This is a genomic window from Bacillus sp. UNCCL81 (assembly GCF_900112535.1).
Taxonomy (GTDB): domain Bacteria; phylum Bacillota; class Bacilli; order Bacillales; family Bacillaceae_G; genus Gottfriedia; species Gottfriedia luciferensis_B.
Map to the genome: position 1 here is coordinate 63,300 of NZ_FOMF01000014.1, position 21,587 is coordinate 84,886.

Below are 21,587 nucleotides of genomic sequence, written 5' to 3' on the forward strand. Positions count from 1 at the left end.
TGAAAAATAAATTCATATAAAAATCATTGAACTGTTTTACCAAGTGCTATAACATAGATAAAAGTTATATCTTTATAGCTTTTAGGAGAAGTAGGTGTTTTGTATGAAATTATCAGTTGTTGTGTATTGCTATAACAATGGAGAAAATTTTGAGAGATTTCACGTTAATTTATCAAATACAGTAAAGTTACTTAAAGAAGATTATGAAATTATTTATATAAACGACGGAAGTGATGATGATACACTACTAGCACTTCAAGTTGTTGCAAATCATAGCAGTCATTTGAAATATATCTCGTTTACTCGCCGCTTTGGAAGAGAGGGAGCAATTAGTGCTGGACTTGAACATGCAAAAGGCGAGGTAGTCATCCTAATGGATGGAAACTTTGTACATCCACCCAATGTTATTTTAGAGATGATGGATGAATACAAAAAAGGACATAACCATGTAGTTGCATCGAAAAAAATAGAGAATTCAGTTCTAAAAAAAGCAAAAAAAGGCATTTTTGAGAAGGTTGTTAAAAAATTTGTAGACCCTGATATTTTGCAAAACGAATCAGATTTTCGTTTGTTAAGCAGAAAAGTAGTAAATGCTATTTTAAGCATGCCAGAATCAAACCGCTATTCAAAAGGTATTTTTAACTGGGTTGGTTATAAAATAAAAACGATTGAGTATGAAATAACATCAAGAATCATTAACAAAGAGACAGAGGTCAAAAGACTAGATTCAATAAAAAGAGCCATTGAATATATATTGTGCTTTAATACAAGGCCATTGAGGTTGTTAACGAAAGTCGGGTTATTATTAATTGGAATAAGTATTGTAATCTTTATTATGATGAGCTTTAAAGTTCTTTTTGTTGGGATTAGAATTCCTGGTTTATATACGATCTCAAACTTCATTATGTTATTTGGCGGAGTTCAAATCTTGATGATTGGAGTATTAGGCGAATATTTAGGTAAGATTTATTACGAAACAAAGAGAAGACCCCAATATATCGTTGAGGCTTCAAGCTATGATGAAAAATAAATATTACGATATGATAAATTTGGAAATTCGGCAAGAATCTTGTCGAATTTCTTTTTTCGTTACATAATATTTAAAGATAGAATAATATTTTAATGAAAGCTTGGAGAATAAAATGGGGAGTATTTATAAAGCTATTCCGGGGGTAGTTCTTTGCCTTATTATTGCACTTACTAGTGAAACACTTTCTTATCTATTGCCTGTTGGAGCAGCTACATTTTCAATAATAATCGGATTGATTGTCGGTAATACAGTACACTTAAAGTCTTATTTTGAAGGTGGTAGAAAGTTTGCTGAAAGTAAATTATTAGAGGTCTCAATATTTTTATTAGGGGCAACGATCAGCATTCAAATGATTAGCTTACTAGGATTAAAAGGAATTTTGTTAATCGTGACACAAATGTGTTTAGTCATCATTTTTACGATTTGGTTTGGTGAAAAATTAGGTTTTGGTTTAAATTTTAGCTATCTAATGGCAAGTGGAAATGCAGTTTGCGGTTCATCAGCAATTGGCGCAACAGCCCCAGCTATACAAGCCACGCAAGAAGAAAAGGGACTGGCTGTCACACTTGTAAATATGATGGGAACAGTCTTAATGTTTATTCTGCCTTTAATAGCATCTGTATTATATCACTCAGAAACATTGCCTACCTCCGCACTAATCGGAAGTACATTACAATCAGTGGGACAAGTAGTTGCGAGTGGTAGTTTAGTAAATGATGAAGTAAAGAATTATGCCACTTTATTTAAACTGATTCGAGTAGTTTTTTTAGTTTTTGTAGTTTTTAGCCTATCTACTATAAAAAGAAGGCACATAGCAGAGGAATCTATTGAAAAAGTAAAAATTCAATTTCCTTGGTATGTAATTGGATTTGTGATCCTTTGTTTTTTTTATAGTTTAGGATTACTACCGAGTTGGGCTGCGAATTTTTCAAATAAGACTAGTCACTTATTTGAAATTATTGCACTCGCTGCAATAGGTTTAAATGTAAATTTAAAAATGATCATTAAACAAGGGAAGTCACTTTCACTTTATGCATTAAGCATTGTAGGTTTTCAAATCATCATCGCAATTTTGCTTATTCAAGTAATCTATTAATATCGTGAAACAACGACAAGAAACAACAAATCATATCTATTTCTCGGGAAATTTCGTCAGGAAAGGTGGTATTTCATTGCTTCAACTATCATCAAATTGGAGAGAAAAATTAAAACTAGAGTTTGAAAAATCGTATTTTAAAGATTTATTGCAATTTCTTGAAAAAGAATACAAGGAACAAACAATATACCCTGCCAAAGAGCATTTATTTCAGGCTTTAAACGAGTGTTCATACGAAGATTGCAAAGTAGTGATTATTGGACAAGATCCTTATCATCAGCCAGGTCAAGCGCATGGGTTAAGTTTTTCTGTATTACCGGGAGTGAAAATACCGCCTTCTTTAAGAAATATTTATAAGGAATTAAATAGCGATTTAGGGATAGAAATACCAACGAGCGGTTACTTAATTAAGTGGGCGAAGCAGGGGATTTTATTATTAAATACTGTTTTAACTGTTCGTGAAGGGGAACCAAATTCGCATAAAAATAAAGGATGGGAACTATTTACTAATACAATCTTATCCGAGTTAAATAAGCAAGATCGTCCAATTATTTTTGTTCTATGGGGTAAACATGCTCAAGCTAAAGAAGAATTGATTACGAGTAACCACCATGTAATATTAAAATCACATCATCCAAGTCCATTGTCAGCTAGTAGAGGATTCTTTGGAAGTAAACCATTTTCACAAATTAACCAAAAACTAGTAGAACTTCAACTAGAACCGATTGACTGGACAGTAGAGTAGTCTATAAATGAGATTTAAAGAAGGGTTGTTGTGATCAACCCTTTCTTGTATTTATTACTTATTACTTAATATAAACTTTTCAACAACTTTAGCGACGCCATCTTCGTTATTTGTAGCAGTGACATAATCTGCTTGTTGCTTTATTTCTTCAGGAGCATTTCCCATCGCAACGCCTAGTCCCGCAAACTTAATCATCGGTAGGTCATTATATCCATCTCCTACTGCGATTACTTCGTCCTGTCGAATTCCTAAAATTTGAATTAAGTGATTTAGACTTTTACCTTTATCTACTTCACTGTTCGTTAATTCTAAAAAGAATGGCTTTGAGCGCATGACACTAATTTTACCTTCAAGCTCTTTTTGAAGTATTTTTTCAACTTGAGCTAATTTTTCTGGATCCTCCAACATTAAGAGTTTTACAACATCATTTTGCACATGCTCGGTAAAGCTGCTTACTTCTTTAATAGGCATGCCTGTGAGCTGGCCTTCAATATCAGTATATTGATTCCCTTTTTCTGTAATAATATCATTTTCAACATATGTATGAACGAAGACGTTATGTTTCTTACTAAGCTCATAAAGTTCATGTGCTTGCTCTTTTGTTAGTGTACATTCATAAACATTATTTTTTGTTTGATAATCAGTAATGATTCCTCCATTAAATGATAGGACATAGCTACCATAATCATGAAGTAATAGTTCCTCAGCTAACTTATGCATAGCAAAGGTTGGTCTGCCAGAAGCTAACACTACTTTTACACCCATATCTTGAGCTTTGAGTAAAGCTTCCTTCGTTTTTTGAGAAATAACATGTTGGTCCGTTAAAAGCGTGTCATCGATATCCAAAACGATCATTTTATAGTTCAAATTACAATACCTCCTAAAAATTAGCTTTTTTAGTATACCACCGTTCGAATAAAATAGTGCTTAATTTGGTTGGTATTCGCTTTCAGAAAAAAGCCATAGTATAATAGGGTTTATTGGATGGTGTTAATAAAGTTTGGTGGTGATTTATCTGAATATCAGTGTAGAAAAAGTAATCCAGCAAATTGAAAATGAGTTACATAAGGCAAAAGTAAGTACACAAAAACCTGGACAGTTTCGGGAAAGAATTGCCAGTATTCGCTCTTTATGTGAGTTACTTCTTGAAGACGAGAGCGGTGTAGAGGTTCCAAAGAATATAGTAACTAGTAGTATTGTTCAATCAATACCAAGTCAGCCTATTATGTCTAGACCTTCTGTTATGCCTAAATTGGACGATTCGGAACAAAGTGGATCATTATTAGATTTTTAAGATAAAGGGGGAGAAGATGTGAAGCTATTTTTCTTACTAGGTAGTATTTTTGCATTTTTAGTAATCGCATTAGGTGCATTTGGAGCACATGGACTTGAGGGGAAAATCTCTGAAAGATCACTTCAAATTTGGCAAAAGGCTGTTCAATATCAAATGTTCCAAACTGGTGGACTATTTATTATTGCATTTTTAATTGATAAATTTGGTTCAACGACACAATTAATGTGGGCGGGATGGTTATCTGTAATAGGGATCATCTTATTCTCAGGTAGCTTGTACATATTAAGTGTATCTGGAATTAAAATACTAGGTGCAATTACTCCATTAGGTGGTTTAGCATTTTTAGTAGCTTGGATATTAGTAGGAATATCAGTAATGAAATAAAAAAAGTGTTCAATAAAAGTGCAATTATTGCACTATATTGAACACTTTTTTTTAAAGTTGATAAGGTAAAGCTATTTCTTCGTCAAATGTGACGTAATCTAAGTAAATTGTTAACAATATGAAAGTTTTAGTTGTATTTACATCTCTGAGTACAATATGATCACGTCCAGCTCCCATAATATACCCTACAAATACTTGTTGTTGGTGACCAGTGAACGTCATATAAACCGTAGCAATTTTCCCACGATTGGCTCTAAGTATATTTTCTACATAGGATTGTTCAAACATACTAGCTGAGGCGGTAACTTGACCTTGTTGGGTAATCATCCCCCCTGATGGAGCTGCAAATCCTTGCCCCTGTCCTGTTTGTTGTCCTTGACCTTGGGCAGGTTGCGCCGCACGATAAAGATTTGGATAATATTCGTAAGGATTACTCAAAGAAAAAACCTCCCTTAGTTAAATCAAATTAAACACTGTAAACTTTCGGACAATCTTGAGCAGTTGGTTGATAAAAGCAATGCGACTTAAATCTCCCTGCTAGTTTTTGGTTAAACCAAGTTCCTGGGCATGAACCTGCAGGTCTGAAGAACCATAGGCCATAAGTTGCTGGCCAAAAACGCTGTCCAGCTATTACTTTTCTAGATAACTCAATATCTTGGTCTCTGGCACGTTGATAAAAGTAAGATTTTTGAACAGCTTCGAATCCACCTGGATTCTGATAAACCATATCTTTTATACTTCGAATGTCTCTAAAATCTAAGCAATCACATAAAACCCTATTAACACATACATTTCCAACCATTAACATACCTTCTACACCTTCGCCTTCAGCTTCAGCACGCATTAATCTAGCAAGCAAAGCAACCTCAGCGTCAGTATAACGAATTACAGCCATAAAAAAGCCTCCTCATCCGAATTAAATATTCTGCATGAATCCCATTGGTGATCGGAAAGCGAGGACTAATTAGTTCGTTCACTACTGTAACTATATTAAAATTGAAAGAAACATATGACATCTTTTCCAACAGGAAAATAAAAAAACTTCTCAAAAAAGAGAAGTCTTTTAATTTATATACTATGATTTTTTGTATTAAGTGGATACCCTTAAGTATTCAATTAAACGTAAAGATATTTTGAGAATGCATCTTCTTTTAGGATTGTTCCAACAAAGAATGAACCAAATACTCCGTAACGAGCACTTACTTCATCAAAACGCATTTCATAAATTAATTTTTTGAATTGAAGTACGTCTTCTGCGAATAAAGTAACGCCCCATTCATAATCATCAAATCCTACAGAACCAGTAATAATTTGTTTAACTTTACCAGCGTAACCACGACCAATTTTTCCGTGGCTGTACATCATTTCTTTACGAGCAGCTGAAGGAAGCATATACCAATTATCTTCGCCTTCACGCTTTTTATCCATTGGATAGAAGCATACGTATTGAGATTTTGGTAAAGCAGGGTAAAGTCTAGCGCGAACATGCGGATTTTGATATGGATCGCCATCTTCTTCGCTTAAGTAATTACTTAATTCAACTACAGAAACGTATGAATAAGTTGGAATCATATACTGAGATAATGTAGTTTTATTAATTTCTGTTTCAATATGTAATAACTCATCCATTGTAGGTCTTAAAACCATAAACATAATGTCTGCTTTTTGACCTAAAATATTGTAAATAGCATGGCTACCTTCACCAGAATCAGCAACTTGATTCCATTTTGAGAAAACTTGTTGGAACTCTGTAATCGCCAGTTGACGCTCATCACTACTTAATTGTTTAAAAGCATGCCAATCCATACTTCTAAAATCATGTAAACAATACCAGCCATCTAAAGTTTTTGCAGCTTCACTCATTTTAAATCCCCCAAACGTTATCGTATTGATTTTCATTTATATAGCATACTACAAATAAAAGTATTTTGTAAAAACATACAAAATTATACAATATCCAAATTTAGTTAGAAAATTAGGAATTAATTTACTTTAAATGATAGCGCTTTATTAAATATATTATATTTTTCATTACTCTAAAAAGGTTTTATTCTAATTATGTACAAATAAAATAATTTTAAAGATTTTGGAGGCAATTATGAGCAACTTATTTGAAAGCATTAAACAAAAAGTATCAGGTAAAGGTATTTCAATCGTTTTACCAGAAGGTACAGATGAGAGAATTTTAACAGCTGCTGACAGACTTGCGAAAGAAGATGTATTAAAACCGATTTTAATAGGTAACGTAGAAAACGTAAAAGAAAAAGCAAATAGCTTAGGTTTAGAACTTCAAGGAGTAGAAATTTTAGACCCATCTACTTATGGAGAAATGGAGCAACTAGTTGCATCATTTGTTGAACGCCGTAAAGGAAAAGCAACTGAAGAGCAAGCTCGTAAAGCATTATTAGATCCAAACTACTTTGGAACAATGTTAGTATATGCAAACAAAGCTCAAGGATTAGTTAGTGGTGCTACACATTCAACTGCAGATACAGTACGACCAGCGCTTCAAATCATTAAAACAAAACCAGGCGTTACAAAAACATCTGGAGTATTTATCATGGTTCGTGAGGATGAGAAATACGTATTCGCAGATTGTGCGATTAATATTGCTCCAAATAGCCAAGATTTAGCTGAAATTGCTATTGAAAGTGCAAAAACAGCTAAACTATTTGACATTGAACCTAAAATCGCAATGTTAAGCTTTTCAACTAAAGGATCTGCAAAATCGCCTGAAACTGAAAAGGTTGCAGAAGCAGTTAAAATTGCAAAAGAGCTTGCGCCTGAATTAACTTTAGATGGCGAGTTCCAATTTGATGCAGCATTTGTACCATCTGTTGCAAAAAGCAAAGCTCCTGATTCAGTTATTCAAGGTGATGCGAATACATTCGTATTCCCAAGCTTAGAAGCAGGTAACATTGGTTACAAAATTGCTCAACGTTTAGGTAACTTTGAAGCAATCGGACCAATCCTACAAGGCTTAAATATGCCTGTTAATGACTTATCTCGTGGTTGTAACAGTGAAGACGTTTATAAATTATCAATCATCACAGCTGCTCAAGCACTATAATTAGGGCAGATTAAGTAAAAAGAGTGCTCTTAAGTCAATGAACTTATGAGCACTCTTTTTTATGGAACACCTTGAGAAATTGGTTTACTTATTGATGCAACCTGATTTTAACAAAAAACCAAAAGGAATATTCAGTGATGGATAATCCTTTTTTATTAAGAAGTTGATTGGAACGAAAGGGTGCACGACTCCTATGGGATTAGCGGGAAGGCTAAAGACCCCACAGGCTGGCCGAGGAGGCTAAAGAATCTCGCCCCATGGAAAGCGAGCAAACTGTAGTGGAAATCATACCACACAACTTATTTATCAGTGATAAAATTAATTGACAAAGTCCTTTTTCAGCAGCATGAACCAAAAGGAAGATTCAATTCCCTTTTGGTTTTTCATTTTAAAGAGTTCTTTTGTTCTTATCAGTCTTGCATAGAACTTATATCCGAATTACGATCAATCATTCGTTGCAAATGATAATTATATAATTCTATTTCATCATCAAGTAAGGAGTTAGGTGTTAATTTTGGAGTTAATTTAATTAATGATTGAAGTAGTCTTGTCATTACATCCGTCACTGTTAGATTTAATGATAGTAGTTCGGAAAGAGATGCCATTGTATCAGGTATAATTGTAGGATATTTAAATGAAGTTTCTTTGTGATCAATCGCAATTTCATAAAAATCTTTAATAATAGAAGCACGTTTTGAACCACTTTCGTTAATGCATAAATAAATTTGAACAGCAACCCCTTTACGTATCCTACGTTGAGAGATACCCGCAAATTTCTTGTCATCAATACTTAAATCAAAATCTCCTGGACAATATGATCCTACTATTTCTTTTGCCACTATTTTATCTGTTAAATCCTTAAACATATCTTGAATTAGTGCATACATCGTTTCATAACCATCATTAATTTGCAGTTTATGTTCAGCCTCTGGAAAGAGGATCGATATATTTAGAACACCTTCATCTAAAACAACAGCTAGCCCACCTGAATTTCGTACGATTGCTTTGTATCCATGGTCATTAAGAAATTTAACCCCATTTGTTAGATTCGGTAGTCTAGTATCTTGTATTCCTAGAACTATTGTGTTGTGGTGTACCCAAGTTCGAATTGTTGTAGGAGACTCCATTTTCCCAATTTTTGTACATAATGTGTCATCTAGTGCAAAAGATTGGATCGCCTCAAAGGATGGCCCTAAAGTTGAGCCGTCTATAAAACGTATTTCATCTGTTTGTAACCGATTCAAATGTTGATTCATTAAATAAGCCCCTTGCGTTTTGCGTTTGTTTTCCTATTTTAGCATGATTTTAAACTAAATAAAAAAACTTCATATTCAGGAGATTTCATTATTTAAAGTAAATACGCAGATATATTATTCCAGAAAACAAGTACATATAAATCTATCCCAGCTGTAAAAAATAATCGTGTATATGAAATGCTTGGCAATGGCGCTTCGTTCAGTGAACCAGTTACACTTGAAAAACAGCTAGCATTCTTTAAAAAATCATTTTTAGGAAATTAATAGATTGTAGCGGGATTATCAAATTTAGTATGCATTAAAATAGAGGAACCAAATCAATATTAAGATTTAGTTCCTCTATCTTATAAATGACAATGTTATTCTGCAATTTTTTCTAAATTTCCGTTTTTATCCATTCTAAAGGATGTTGCCGCTGGTTTCTCTTCCTCTTCAAATAATACTAATTTTCTAGCACGGTTCATTATTTTCATCATTGTTTCATAGTCTTCTTGAACAGTAGTAGCATCTTTTTCAAGCTTTTCTACTTGTCTCTGTAATTGTGAATTTCGTTCCTGTAATTGCATAAGCTCTCTTTTTAGTTGATCATTTTCACGGACTAAACGATCGCTACCAATCTGACTGCTTGAGAGACCTTGTAAGAACTGGATGACATCAAACATTGTAATTGAACTTTTTCTTGTATTCATTGGTGGTGCTGGTGGTGGAGTCTGTGATTGATACTGATTTTGAACGGAAGGTATACTTGAAAATATCTCAGTCGTTGGTTCCTCGTTATGCGTTACTTCTACGCTTGCATCATTTTCATTATCAGTTTCCACAAAGGATGCAAATTCTTGATCGAGTTCAACACCATACTCTAAATCTTGTTCATCATTTAAATAACGATCAAAATTACTAGATACATCTGTTTGTATATAACTAGATTCAGAAGGTGTATATAATAATTTTTTCTTAGCATCTTCACCTTTAGCGTGTCGAAGCTTTTCTTTACGGAATTTCTTTGCTAATTGAAGTGCTTTTTCATAATTATAGCGAACAACGGCATTCCAACGAAAACCACATGCGGCCGAAGTGCGTTCTAAAACATCGCCTACTTCTTCAAAGGCATTTAATTGGGTACTACCTTCTCGTACATGACGTAAAACGGTTTCCGCTAAAAGTAAATCATTTTCTTCAGTCCAAGCATCCTGTCTTAATTTCATCATAGGAATTTCCCCTCAACTTTCTTTTATTCAATTAATCGATTTAATAACTAGCTGATTAATAGAAGTTTGGACAAAAAAATAGAAAACTATACAAAAAATAGAAAATAGTAGAATACTATTTGGAGTGATTTAATTGGAAAACTTGCATGTCCTTTTTGGAACGAGTAAAATTACTGCTGAGTATGTTCAATTTAGAACAGAAAGGATTGTAAAAAAATGTCAAATGAATTTAGAATATGTGATGACTGCCAGGCGACAAATATTAAAACATTAGTCCCTCGCTTAAAAAGAATAGATGATGAAGCAGAGATTAAAATTGGTTGTCAATCTTACTGTGGGCCAGGACGTAAAAAATCATTTTGTTTCGTAAACAATCGTCCCTTATCTGCACCAAACGAAGATGATCTACTTGTAAAGATAAAGTCAAAACTAGGTAAGAATTAAACGCTCCTTCATCTTTAGGAGCGTTTTTTTGATATAATAGTAAAGATAGAAGAGTCCTGTTCAGAAAGTAAACCCATTAGCATATAAAGAATTAGTATACATATTGAAAGGGGGCCAAGATATGTCATATCGTTTCCAAAAGCTTTATGAGGAAAAAGTATTTAAAGATCCTGTACATCGTTATATTCACGTAAGAGATCAAGTTATTTGGGATTTAATAGGTACGAAAGAATTTCAGAGACTACGCAGAATTAAACAGCTGGGTACTACATATCTGACGTTTCATGGAGCTGAGCATAGTCGATTTACTCACTCGCTTGGCGTTTATGAAATTATAAGACGTATGGTAGATGATGTTTTTTCTGGTCGTCCTGAATGGAATGATGATGATCGCTTATTAGCTCTTTGTGCTGGATTATTACATGATGTTGGTCATGGTCCTTTTTCGCATACATTTGAGAAGATATTTAATTTAGATCATGAAGAATTAACGAGAGAAATTATAGAGGGTTCAACAGAAATTAATGAAATCCTAAGAAAAGTTGGGGATGACTTTCCTAAGAAAGTATCAGAAGTGATTGAGAAAACATCGGTGAATAAGTTAGTTACAAGTATGATTTCAAGCCAAATCGATGCAGATCGAATGGATTATCTCCTTAGAGATGCTTACTACACTGGCGTAAGTTACGGCAATTTTGATATGGAACGAATTTTGAGAATTATGCGCCCTCGACCTGATGGTGTCGTTATTAAACAATCAGGTATGCATGCTGTTGAGCACTACTTAATTAGTCGATTCCAGATGTACTGGCAAGTTTATTTTCATCCAGTGTCTAGGAGCGCGGAAGCCATTTTACAAAAAATATTACAAAGGGCTAAATATTTGCATGAAACAGGTTACCATTTTAATTATGTACCAGTGCATTTTGGTCATTTATTTGAGGGAAAAGTTGATTTAGATGAATATATCAAATTAGATGAATCAGTTCTTTTGTATTATTTCCAAGTATGGCAGGAGGAATCTGACCAAATCTTGAGTGATCTATGTCAACGGTTCTTAAATAGGAAATTATTTCAATATGTAGACTTTGATACACAAAAACATACTGAAAAGTTTGCTGAATTAAAAGAGTTATTTTTAGAAATAGAGATAGACCCGGAATACTATTTAGTCATCGATACAATTTCTGACGAAGCTTATGATTATTTTAGATATGGTGAAGAAGGTGGAAAGAAGCCGATTTTACTATTGCAAACGAACGGTGATTTGAAAGAAATTTCGCGTAAATCAGAGCTAGTAGATGGAATAACTGGTAAAAAGTTATTCGATTCTAAGTTATATTTTCCTCATGATTTAATTTATAATAATCCTGATGAAAAGAAAAAGAAAGTAATCGAAATGATTGAAGAAATAGCAGGGGCTAAAAGAAGATAAAAACAGTAAACGGAAGTTATTCCGTTTACTGTTGATGTATGTAAGGAATTCTATTCGTCACTAAGGCGTTTACCTGCAACTGCATAATGGTTTTTTGTCATTTCTTCAATGAAAACAACAATCTTTTCAGTTGGAGCACCTGTTGTTTCACTTACAGCATCAGTAACTTTTTCAACTAATGCTTTCTTTTGTTCTTCAGTGCGACCTTCGAGCATTTTTACTGTAACGTATGGCATATTATGACCTCCTTCGTTTTATCATTTTTATTATAACTCAGGAAGTCAGAATAATAACGATTAAATCGATTAACATTGAAGAAATCATAAAGAATAAATTAAACTATTAATAAATTAACCGTTAAATTTTATAAAAAGCAATTTTTCTCGAAAGGAGCAAAGAATGGGATCATTTTTTCAATATCCATTAAAAGATATACCATTAATATTATTAGTTGTTGCAATTTCGTTATCAGTTCACGAATTCGCGCACGCTTATGTAGCTTATAAATTTGGAGATGACACGGCAAAAAGACAAGGCAGATTAACGCTTTCTCCATTTAGACATTTAGATATTTTCGGTACAATTGCGATAATTATTTTAGGCTTTGGTTGGGCAAGACCAGTTCCTGTAAATCGACATAACTTTAAACATCCGAGATTAGCAGGAATCTTAACCACTGCAGCGGGGCCGATTAGTAATCTAATTCTGGCGACGCTAGGTTTAATCGCTTATTCACTATTATATAAGTACGGATTTTTTCATTCTTTCCCACAAGCACTATCACTTACTTTAGATTCTTTTTTTAATATTTTCATTCAAATGAATATAGTATTATTTGTATTTAACTTAATTCCTCTTCCACCACTAGATGGATATCGAATTTTAGAGGATTTAGCTCCTAATGATCTTCGTGCAAAAATGTCACAATATGAGCAATATGGAGCATTTGTATTTTTAGTTTTAGTATTAACTCCATTAGATAACTATACAATTCAACCAATTTTCCAGGTTGCTATACCTTCAGTTTTCCACTGGATTAATTCAATCGTTACACCATTAATTTTTTAGGAGGGGTACAATGTCTGATCAACCAAAAAAGAAATCACTAGGTTTTAATATATTAAAAAATGATTCAACAAGTGGGCATGGCGGATTTGGTGTTGGAGCAATTAGTTTAGAAAATATTTCTCCAGTCTTTATTGATATACAAGAGAATGATGTTTTTGTAGATATCGGTGCAATGCACGCAAGAAGTTCAGTTGAAAAGGGGATCAAGTTTTTAACGAATGAGGATGAAGTTCCTAATGGAAAACCTTATTGGTTAGTATGGGTCGCAACTGAGCGAACTGAAAACGGTCCTTATTATGCTGGGGTAACAGGTTGCTACATGACTGTTGATCGCGAAGCTAGAAGGGGATATAAGCTTCTTCCTGACCATGTAAATAAAATGGATAGAGCGATGAAACGTAAAATAATTGTTGAACAGATGGATGAAAAGTCTCGTAAATTATTAGCCAATTTCTTAAAATCGCACAATGAAGAGATGTGGAATAATTCATCTGAACAATTAAAAACTGAACTTTTAGGATAGTATACTTTTTCTGGTAAATTATATAAAAAATTTGAAGAAATCGTCGAATAATCTTTTTACATTTAAGACTAAATAAAGTAAACTAATAATAGCTTGGACAAAGCTAGGACTAGGACAAACAAAAGACCTTACCAATTTGGTGAGGTCTTTTGTTTTTAAAGTAAATATTGTGAATACCAAGGCTTACTGTCTTTATTTTCCTTTTTATGTTTTTGGTTTATTTTTTTATTCATACAAGGCTTTGTTGGTTGTGTCCCTTTACGAAAATAAAGTGAAACCTTATCGCCGCAGCCTTCCTTAAACAAAAGACCAGTCTTTTCATCTACAGCAACTTTAACTAGGTCATTAGGTAGTTTAGTGTCTATATTTTTATCCAATAAATTTGTCATAACTGATGCCCATACCTTCTTCGACAGTGAACTTTCCTCTACGGTTAAATTTTTTGAATGATCATAACCTACCCATACTCCAACAATAAGATTTGAATGGAATCCAATCATCCAGCTGTCCGTTTTTGTAGTGCCAGTTTTACCATAATAATCTTTTGATAGTTCAGGAATAATACTAGTACCTGTTACTGGCAAGTAGCTTGAAAAACTTGTATTGAACATGCCATTCATTAGTTGTTTAAGAATAATGGTTTGATCTTTATCTAATCTTTGTTTTTCATCAAACTTTTCTTTATAGAGCGTCTTTCCGGTTTGAGTTTTAATCTCTTTTACGAAATGAGGAATAACTTCTTTACCATTATTTGCAATTAAAGCATAAGCTCTTGTCATATCGAGCAATGAAGCATCTTGAGTGCCGAGTGCCATTGAAGGTAGATTATTATTTGGTGTGGTTAAATGGAATAACTTCTGTGCTTTAATAAATTCATCAGCACCAACTGCCTGCTGGGTTTTTACAGCATATATATTGTCTGAAACAGCAATAGCTTTAGCTAGTGTAATTGAACCATGTGCGTATAGATTGCCACTATTTTTGGGACTATATGAATCTCCATTTTCAAAGTGAAATATAGTAGGCTTACTTTGAAGTCTTGTTGATGGGGTATATCCATTTTCAAGTGCACTATAATAAAGAATTGGTTTTATTGTACTTCCTACCTGCCTTTTCGATGCTATTGCTCGATTAAATAAAAACTGTCCTTTCTCACGGCCTCCAGTCATCCCTAATACTTCACCAGTTTGACTATTTAATACAACTACACTAGCCTGTAAATCAGGTTTTGGTCTAATATACTGATCAAATGCTTGATCAATGTGCTTTTGAATAGCAGGATTAAATGTTGTATAAATTTGGCTACCATTGTTATTGATTGATTGTCCAATAGAGGCTGTAATTTCTTTTTGAACGCTTTGTTGAAAATAGGACGTAAATGAAGAATTTGAATTATGTTTAATCGGTTTTAACTTAATCGTTTCATCAATTGCATTTTTAACACTTTTTGAATTGATTAATTTATTCTGTTCAAGTGCTGATAAAATTCGTTGTTGCCTTTTCTTTACAGATGAAAAATGAACATAAGGATCATATTTTGAAGGATTGGCCGGAATACTTAATAAAAATGTAGATTCACCAATTGTCAGCTCGTTCGTCTCTTTTCCTAAGAAGGTATTTGCCGCAGTTTCTAGACCATAAATACCATGTCCAAAATAGATGGTGTTTAAATATGCTTCTAATATTTTATTTTTACTGTAAGCTGATTCAAGTCTCATCGTTAAATAAGCCTCTTTTAATTTACGATTAAGCGTTTTTTGTTGTGAAAGATATAAATTTTTTGCAAGTTGCTGAGTTATTGTACTTCCGCCTTGAGCGTATTGTCCCTTCGTTATATTAATTAAAATAGCAGAACCCATCCTTTTTAAGTCGAAGCCATGATGATGAAAAAAATTACGATCCTCAGAAACTAAAATACTATTGATCGCAATCGGAGGCACATCTGCAATTTTAAGTGTTTTACGATTTTGAAGTAGCTTAGTTTTACTAATCAGTTTTTGATTGTGATCATAATAACTGGAATTTGACTCAATAAATAATGAAGGTTTTGTAGACGTCATAGCAAATAAATAGACACAAGATAAAAATAGTGTACCTGAAATTGAAATAATCGTAAGCAAAATACCGATCTTTTGAAGTGTACGCCAATGGTAAGAGTAGTTGATATTATACAAAAATGTATCCTCCTCTCGATTCATTTCTCTAATTTAATACTAGTATGGTAGATTAAGAGAAATTTTATTCAAATTACTGTAGTAAAAAATATCAAATAATTTAGCTTTAAAAATCTTGCATTTCACAAAAATTACTCTATACTTTTCTTTTGTACGGCAAAAAATTGTCGTAACAACACAAATCCGATAGGAATTAGGAAGAGTGGGGATAATACGAAACATAATCGAAAGAGTGGAGGCTCCTTAGTCAGCCCCGACAAAACGATACTTATGTTTCAAACTAAATCTTGATAAAGAAGGGTAGATGCATTAAATGGAATTATGGTTTACTGAAAAACAAACAAAAAACTTTGGAATTACTGCTAAAATTAATAAAACTTTACATACAGAGCAAACTGAGTTTCAAAAGCTTGACATGGTAGAGACAGAAGAGTTCGGAAACATGCTTATTTTAGATGGTATGGTTATGACAACTCAAAAAGATGAGTTCGTTTACCACGAAATGGTTGCACATGTACCTTTATTCACACACCCAAATCCTGAAAACGTATTAGTTGTAGGTGGCGGTGACGGCGGTGTTATTCGCGAAGTATTAAAACACCCAAGCGTAAAGAAAGCAACTCTAGTTGAAATCGATGGAAAAGTAATTGAGTACTCTAAAATATACTTACCTGAAATTGCAGGAAAATTAGAAGACCCACGTGTAGAAGTAAAAGTAGACGATGGATTTATGCATATTGCAAATAGTGAAAATGTATACGATGTAATTATGGTAGACTCAACTGAACCAGTTGGTCCTGCAGTTAATTTATTTACAAAAGGCTTCTATGCTGGCATCTCTAAAGCATTAAAAGAAGATGGTATTTTTGTAGCTCAAACGGACAACCCATGGTTTACTCCTGAGTTAATTACACAAGTTCAACGTGATGTAAGAGAAATCTTCCCAATCACTCGTTTATACATTGCAAACATTCCAACATATCCAAGTGGAATGTGGACATTTACAATCGGTTCGAAAAAACATGATCCACTTGAAGTAGAAGAGAATCGTTTCTTCGATATTGAGACAAAATATTATACTAAAGAGCTACACAAAGCAGCGTTCGTATTACCAAAATTTGTAGCTGATCTTACTAAATAAGGGGGCTTTATTATGCGTTTTGATGAAGCTTATTCTGGAAATGTATTTATAAAGAGTCATCCAAGTTTTGAAGAAAGCAAAGCAGTTATTTATGGTATGCCTATGGATTGGACTGTAAGTTTCAGACCAGGCTCTCGTTTTGGTCCTGCGCGTATTCGTGAAGTATCAATTGGATTAGAGGAATATAGTCCATATCAAGATAAAGAACTAGAAGAAGTTAAGTATTTTGACGCAGGAGATATTCCATTACCATTTGGTAATGCTCAAAGAAGCCTTGATATGATTGAAGATTATATTGACGGCTTATTAGCTGAAGGCAAGTTTCCTCTAGGAATGGGTGGAGAGCATCTTGTATCATGGCCAGTAATGAAAGCTATGTACAAGAAATACCCAGATTTAGCTATTATTCACTTTGATGCTCACACTGATTTACGTGATTCATATGAAGGTGAGCCATTATCTCACTCAACGCCAATTAAAAAAGTTTGTGATTTAATTGGACCAAAAAATGTTTATTCATTTGGAATCCGTTCTGGTATGAAGGAAGAATTTGAATGGGCTAAAGAAGTTGGAATGAATTTATTCAAATTCGAAGTGCTTGAGCCATTAAAGAAAGTACTTCCAACACTTGCTGGACGTCCAGTTTATGTAACGATTGATATCGATGTATTAGATCCTGCACATGCTCCTGGAACAGGAACTCTTGAAGCAGGTGGTATTACATCAAAAGAAATGCTTGATAGCATCTTAGCAATCGCAAACAGTGATATTAACGTTGTTGGGGCAGACTTAGTAGAAGTAGCTCCAGTTTACGATCATGCAGAGCAAACTCAAGTTGCGGCAAGTAAATTTATTCGTGAAATCTTATTAGGTTGGGTAAAATAATTAGATTTGTAAAAGGCGATTTTTCGTTCATCAGGACGAGAATCGCCTTTTTATATTGAATTTGAAATTGAAACAATTGAGGCCACTTAAATAAAATTTACTAAAAAATGTAAAATCCTTATTGATAATGATAATCATTACCTTTATAATTGAGAACGATTATTATTATCAAAATATAGGAGAAGAGAAGATGAAAAAGAAAAAAGGGGTAAGAAAATTTATTTTAACTCTACATTTAGTATGCAGCTTAGTTTTTGGACTTTTTATTATTGCTGTTTGTGCAACGGGTAGTGTATTAGTGTTTGGGAACCAGATTGAACATATATTAAATCCGCAGTATTTTAAGCCTGCAAGTAGTGAAAGAAATATTGGAGTGAAAGAAGCAGAAAAGATTTTCCTTGAACATTATAAAGGTTTTCAAATTTCAAGGATGGATGTACCTTCAAAGTTAACAGATGTATATCACGCAAGTATGTCAAAAGGACATAATGAAATTGAAGCATATGTTGATCCTAGCAATGGCAAATTATTAGGCAATTTTGATAGGGAGAAATCAATCGTTTCTTTTGTTAAAGAATTACACACACATTTATTATTAGATGAAATTGGTGAAACAATTATTGGTATCGTTGCAATCGCATTTATTATCATTCTTATTACAGGTATATATTTATGGTATCCAGGTATTAAACGGATGTTTAAAAGCTTAAAAATTAAATGGAATAAAAGTCAAATGGCAAAAAATCTATCATTACATAATTTTGTAGGGGTTATTACTTTACCATTTTTACTTGTAGTAGCAATAACAGGAATGCTATTTCCATTCCAAGAAAAGATTGAAGAATCTTTGAAATTGAAATTTACCTCGAATTATCCAGAGGAACTTAAATCAGTTGATAATGGTAAACAACAAATAGGGTTAGATACGATAGTTGCCCAAATTAATAAATTACACCCGGAAGGTGAGTTATACAAGTTAAGACTTCCAGCAGATAAAGAAGGTGTTATAGAAGCCCAATTAAGTGATGGCAGTTATGACCCTGAAGGTAAAGGGAATACAAGCGAATTTTTCGATCAATTTTCTGGAAAGCATTTAGGAACTTTTTCAAAAAATACTGAAACAGCCTATGATAAATTCTTTATTTGGAGAGAAAGTTTGCATAGAGGAACTTTTGGTGGTGTGTTCGTAAAAATAATTTATGCCTTAGTTGGAATAGCTCCACTCGGTTTAGGAATAACTGGGATTACAATGTGGGCGTTAAAGCGAAAGAATAAAGTTAAAAAAATGAGTAAATTACAGCAAACGGCTTAAGCTATAATTTTATATTGAAGTATGATTTAACGATCTCGGTTGAATTATTTTTTTGAACCCGAAAGAAAATGCGCAAAAGACGTATTTATCTCTTTCGGGTTTTTTGTTCGGGCACAAATAATATTTCTTCAGCGTTTTGATATAAAAAATTATCACAGGCTCATGAGTAAGTAAAACAGCAAAAATCAGAAAAGTACTTACTCATAACAGGCTCATGGATAAGTAAAACAGCAAAATCAGAGAAGTACTTACTCATAACAGGCTCATGAGTAAGTAAAACAATAAAAATCAGAGAAATACTTACTCATAACAGGCTCATGAGTAAGTAAAACAGCAAAAATTAGAGAAGTACTTACTCATAACAGGCTCATGAGTAAGTAAAACAGTAAAAATCAGAGAAATACTTACTCATAACAGGCCCATGAGTAAGTAAAACAGCAAAAATCAGAGAAATACTTACTCATAACAGGCTCATGAGTAAGTAAAACAGCAAAAATCAGAGAAGTACTTACTCATAACAGGCTCATGAGTAAGTAAAATAGCAAAAATCAAAGAAGTACTTACTCATAACAGGCTTTTGTAGAAATCAAACTCAACTAATTAACAAACGCATTTTTCAACAGTAACAAATATGATTATGTGTAGTAAAACAACTATTTTGTAGAAAGATAAAAATAGAAAAATACACAAAGTTAACGTTGACGTTAACGATACATTAGGAGTAAGATAGATTAGTGATATATAAAAGTTAAATCCAAATCGAAAGGAGGTAATGAGTTGCTCTATAAGATAGATGAAGTAGCAAAAGAATGTGGATTAACAAAGCGATCGATTCGTTATTATGAAGAAATTGGTTTAATCTCCCCACCTGAGAGAAGTGAAGGAGGATTTCGACTTTATTCAGATCTGCATATTGAACGTCTAAAGAAAATCATGAATGTCCGTGATGTTCTTGGTTTTTCATTGCAGGAGGTTCAGGAATATATGGCAATTAGTGAGGCGTTTGAAGAATTCCGATTGCAATATAGAGAAAATAAGGAAAAGATGAATGAAGATGAAAGAAAAGAAAAACTTTTAGGAGCGGAAGCAATACTTGCTCAACAATTACAAATGATCGATGAAAAGCTTAAAAAAATGAACGATATTCGAGATGAAATGAATGAGATGTATCAAAGGGTGAAAAAAGCATTAGAACAATAAATAATATGGGAGATGGATGAAATATGTCAAACTTGGCAGATAGTAAAAAACAAAAGACAAATGTAAATCAAAAGTCAGGTCTTTTGAATCAGCCAAAAGCTATATGGGCTGTTGGTTTTGCTTGTATTATCGCATTCATGGGAATTGGATTAGTTGATCCAATCTTACCAGCAATTGCTGAAAAGATGCATGCTTCTAAAAGTGACGTAACGCTTCTTTTTACAAGTTATAATTTAGTAATGGCATTCGCGATGTTAATAACAGGTTTTATCTCCTCACGTATTGGAATTAAGTGGACACTACTTTTAGGTATTCTAATTATTGCAGTCTTCTCTGGTCTTGGAGGAAATTCAAGCAGTATATGGGAATTAGTATGGTTACGTGGAGGTTGGGGTCTAGGTAACGCGTTATTCGTTGCGACTGCATTATCTGCAATTGTTTCATTATCTAGATCAGGTGTTGCGCAATCAATTATTTTATACGAAACTGCGATTGGTCTAGGTATATCAGTTGGTCCACTTTTAGGTGGAGAATTAGGTTCGATTTCTTGGAGAGGTCCATTTTTTGGTGTGGCTTGCTTAATGGTAATTGCATTTTTATCTCTATCCTTTATGATGCCAAAAACACCTATTACACAAAATACGAAAAAAACATCGTTCCTTGATCCATTCCGTGCGCTTAAACATAGATCATTATTAACATTAGGTATTACAGCATTTTTATATAACTTTGGATTCTTTACATTATTAGCATTCTCACCATTCTTTATGGGATTAAAGGAACATGGTTTAGGATTTGTATTCTTAGGATGGGGACTTTTATTAGCAATTACATCTGTATTTATGGCGCCAAAATTACAAAAAAAATTCGGTACACTTAAATCGATGTATGCTATGTTAACACTTTTTGCTATAACACTTATCGTTATGGGAATTGGAACAGATACGAATAGTGTAATTATTGTTTGTGTAATAATTGCTGGTGCATTTTTAGGAAATAACAATACATTAATTACAACAGCAGTAATGCAAGCAGCTCCAGTTGAACGTTCAACAGCATCAGCTGCATATAGCTTTTTACGTTTCCTTGGTGGAGCAATTGCACCATATTTAGCAGGTAAACTTGCTGAATGGTATAATCCACATGTACCTTTCTATGTAGGTGGATGTTTTGTATTACTATCGGTTCTTTTCTTATTTATTAATAAAAAGCATTTAATTCATATTGATAAAGCAGAATCTGCACATTAATTATTTTGAGGTTGTCTCGAAATATGGCGAAAGCCCGCTAGGAATATGTATTCTTGGCGGGTTTTTTGCTTT

At 33.3% G+C, this 21,587-nt stretch carries 23 protein-coding genes; 15 read left to right on the forward strand and 8 right to left on the reverse strand.

What is annotated here, in order from left to right; genetic code table 11:
- Nucleotides 1-103 precede the first annotated feature (103 nt).
- From BM319_RS21710 to BM319_RS21720, 3 genes are all read left to right on the forward strand, one after another.
- Nucleotides 104-1,030 (forward strand): glycosyltransferase family 2 protein, encoded by a 927-nt coding sequence (locus tag BM319_RS21710; RefSeq protein WP_025568353.1) that lies wholly within the window; start codon nt 104-106, stop codon nt 1,028-1,030.
- Nucleotides 1,031-1,142: 112 nt separating this feature from the next.
- Nucleotides 1,143-2,126, forward strand: a complete 984-nt coding sequence (locus BM319_RS21715; protein WP_091024666.1) for a YeiH family protein — start codon at nt 1,143-1,145, stop codon at nt 2,124-2,126.
- Between the two features lie 76 nt (nt 2,127-2,202).
- Complete coding sequence (locus tag BM319_RS21720) at nt 2,203-2,871, forward strand: uracil-DNA glycosylase (RefSeq protein ID WP_025569108.1); 669 nt, start codon at nt 2,203-2,205, stop codon at nt 2,869-2,871.
- Between the two features lie 54 nt (nt 2,872-2,925).
- Here BM319_RS21720 and BM319_RS21725 read toward each other — a convergent pair whose 3' ends face one another.
- Nucleotides 2,926-3,738, reverse strand: coding sequence for a Cof-type HAD-IIB family hydrolase (locus tag BM319_RS21725; RefSeq protein ID WP_025569109.1), 813 nt, complete (start codon nt 3,736-3,738; stop codon nt 2,926-2,928).
- 136 nt (nt 3,739-3,874) lie between these two features.
- Here BM319_RS21725 and BM319_RS21730 point away from each other — a divergent pair, with 136 nt between their 5' ends.
- Both BM319_RS21730 and BM319_RS21735 read left to right on the forward strand, forming a co-directional pair.
- The gene (locus tag BM319_RS21730; protein ID WP_254664593.1) at nt 3,875-4,165 is read left to right on the forward strand and encodes a YwdI family protein; all 291 of its coding nucleotides are present in this window, start codon (nt 3,875-3,877) and stop codon (nt 4,163-4,165) included.
- 18 nt (nt 4,166-4,183) lie between these two features.
- Nucleotides 4,184-4,549 (forward strand): DUF423 domain-containing protein, encoded by a 366-nt coding sequence (locus BM319_RS21735; protein WP_025569111.1) that lies wholly within the window; start codon nt 4,184-4,186, stop codon nt 4,547-4,549.
- 51 nt (nt 4,550-4,600) lie between these two features.
- Here the strand turns inward: BM319_RS21735 and gerQ are convergent, their stop codons facing one another.
- From gerQ to hemQ, 3 genes are all read right to left on the reverse strand, one after another.
- Entirely contained in the window at nt 4,601-4,987 is a 387-nt protein-coding gene (gene gerQ, locus BM319_RS25345) for a spore coat protein GerQ (RefSeq protein ID WP_025569112.1), read from the reverse strand.
- A gap of 28 nt (nt 4,988-5,015) precedes the next feature.
- On the reverse strand, nt 5,016-5,444 hold the full coding sequence (locus tag BM319_RS21745; RefSeq protein WP_025569113.1) for a cell wall hydrolase: 429 nt from the start codon (nt 5,442-5,444) through the stop codon (nt 5,016-5,018).
- Between the two features lie 221 nt (nt 5,445-5,665).
- Complete coding sequence (gene hemQ / locus BM319_RS21750) at nt 5,666-6,412, reverse strand: hydrogen peroxide-dependent heme synthase (RefSeq protein ID WP_025569114.1); 747 nt, start codon at nt 6,410-6,412, stop codon at nt 5,666-5,668.
- Between the two features lie 235 nt (nt 6,413-6,647).
- Here hemQ and pta point away from each other — a divergent pair, with 235 nt between their 5' ends.
- The gene (gene pta / locus BM319_RS21755; RefSeq protein ID WP_025569115.1) at nt 6,648-7,619 is read left to right on the forward strand and encodes a phosphate acetyltransferase; all 972 of its coding nucleotides are present in this window, start codon (nt 6,648-6,650) and stop codon (nt 7,617-7,619) included.
- 410 nt (nt 7,620-8,029) lie between these two features.
- On the opposite strand, the gene lipL is transcribed toward pta, so the two are convergent.
- Together lipL and BM319_RS21770 are read right to left on the reverse strand one after the other, a co-directional pair.
- Complete coding sequence (gene lipL, locus BM319_RS21760; RefSeq protein ID WP_091024668.1) at nt 8,030-8,875, reverse strand: octanoyl-[GcvH]:protein N-octanoyltransferase; 846 nt, start codon at nt 8,873-8,875, stop codon at nt 8,030-8,032.
- 359 nt (nt 8,876-9,234) lie between these two features.
- Nucleotides 9,235-10,080 carry an RsfA family transcriptional regulator gene (locus BM319_RS21770; protein ID WP_069033832.1) on the reverse strand — a complete coding sequence of 282 codons (846 nt, stop codon included), beginning with the start codon at nt 10,078-10,080 and terminating at the stop codon, nt 9,235-9,237.
- A gap of 219 nt (nt 10,081-10,299) precedes the next feature.
- On the opposite strand from BM319_RS21770, the gene BM319_RS21775 reads away from it, so the two are divergent.
- Nucleotides 10,300-10,527 carry a YuzB family protein gene (locus BM319_RS21775; protein ID WP_025671004.1) on the forward strand — a complete coding sequence of 76 codons (228 nt, stop codon included), beginning with the start codon at nt 10,300-10,302 and terminating at the stop codon, nt 10,525-10,527.
- A gap of 121 nt (nt 10,528-10,648) precedes the next feature.
- The gene (locus BM319_RS21780) at nt 10,649-11,962 is read left to right on the forward strand and encodes an HD domain-containing protein (protein ID WP_091024670.1); all 1,314 of its coding nucleotides are present in this window, start codon (nt 10,649-10,651) and stop codon (nt 11,960-11,962) included.
- Nucleotides 11,963-12,012: 50 nt separating this feature from the next.
- Here BM319_RS21780 and thmT read toward each other — a convergent pair whose 3' ends face one another.
- Nucleotides 12,013-12,198, reverse strand: a complete 186-nt coding sequence (gene thmT / locus BM319_RS21785; RefSeq protein WP_025671006.1) for a 2-hydroxymuconate tautomerase — start codon at nt 12,196-12,198, stop codon at nt 12,013-12,015.
- A gap of 163 nt (nt 12,199-12,361) precedes the next feature.
- Here thmT and BM319_RS21790 point away from each other — a divergent pair, with 163 nt between their 5' ends.
- Nucleotides 12,362-13,030, forward strand: a complete 669-nt coding sequence (locus BM319_RS21790; RefSeq protein WP_069033700.1) for a site-2 protease family protein — start codon at nt 12,362-12,364, stop codon at nt 13,028-13,030.
- Nucleotides 13,031-13,040: 10 nt separating this feature from the next.
- Nucleotides 13,041-13,553 carry a YwhD family protein gene (locus BM319_RS21795; RefSeq protein ID WP_069033701.1) on the forward strand — a complete coding sequence of 171 codons (513 nt, stop codon included), beginning with the start codon at nt 13,041-13,043 and terminating at the stop codon, nt 13,551-13,553.
- A 155-nt stretch (nt 13,554-13,708) separates the two neighbouring features.
- Here BM319_RS21795 and BM319_RS21800 read toward each other — a convergent pair whose 3' ends face one another.
- A complete protein-coding gene (locus BM319_RS21800; protein ID WP_175495669.1) occupies nt 13,709-15,727 on the reverse strand; it encodes a transglycosylase domain-containing protein in 2,019 nt (672 codons plus the stop codon).
- Nucleotides 15,728-16,040: 313 nt separating this feature from the next.
- Here BM319_RS21800 and speE point away from each other — a divergent pair, with 313 nt between their 5' ends.
- From speE to BM319_RS21825, 5 genes are all read left to right on the forward strand, one after another.
- Entirely contained in the window at nt 16,041-16,868 is an 828-nt protein-coding gene (gene speE, locus BM319_RS21805; RefSeq protein ID WP_025671010.1) for a spermidine synthase, read from the forward strand.
- Nucleotides 16,869-16,880: 12 nt separating this feature from the next.
- Nucleotides 16,881-17,753 (forward strand): agmatinase, encoded by an 873-nt coding sequence (gene speB / locus BM319_RS21810; RefSeq protein WP_069033703.1) that lies wholly within the window; start codon nt 16,881-16,883, stop codon nt 17,751-17,753.
- Nucleotides 17,754-17,943: 190 nt separating this feature from the next.
- On the forward strand, nt 17,944-19,065 hold the full coding sequence (locus BM319_RS21815) for a PepSY-associated TM helix domain-containing protein (protein WP_175495670.1): 1,122 nt from the start codon (nt 17,944-17,946) through the stop codon (nt 19,063-19,065).
- Nucleotides 19,066-19,842: 777 nt separating this feature from the next.
- Nucleotides 19,843-20,265, forward strand: coding sequence for a MerR family transcriptional regulator (locus tag BM319_RS21820; RefSeq protein ID WP_175403484.1), 423 nt, complete (start codon nt 19,843-19,845; stop codon nt 20,263-20,265).
- A gap of 23 nt (nt 20,266-20,288) precedes the next feature.
- Nucleotides 20,289-21,515: an MFS transporter gene (locus BM319_RS21825; RefSeq protein ID WP_091024676.1), complete on the forward strand. Its 1,227-nt coding sequence runs from the start codon at nt 20,289-20,291 to the stop codon at nt 21,513-21,515.
- Nucleotides 21,516-21,587 lie beyond the last annotated feature (72 nt).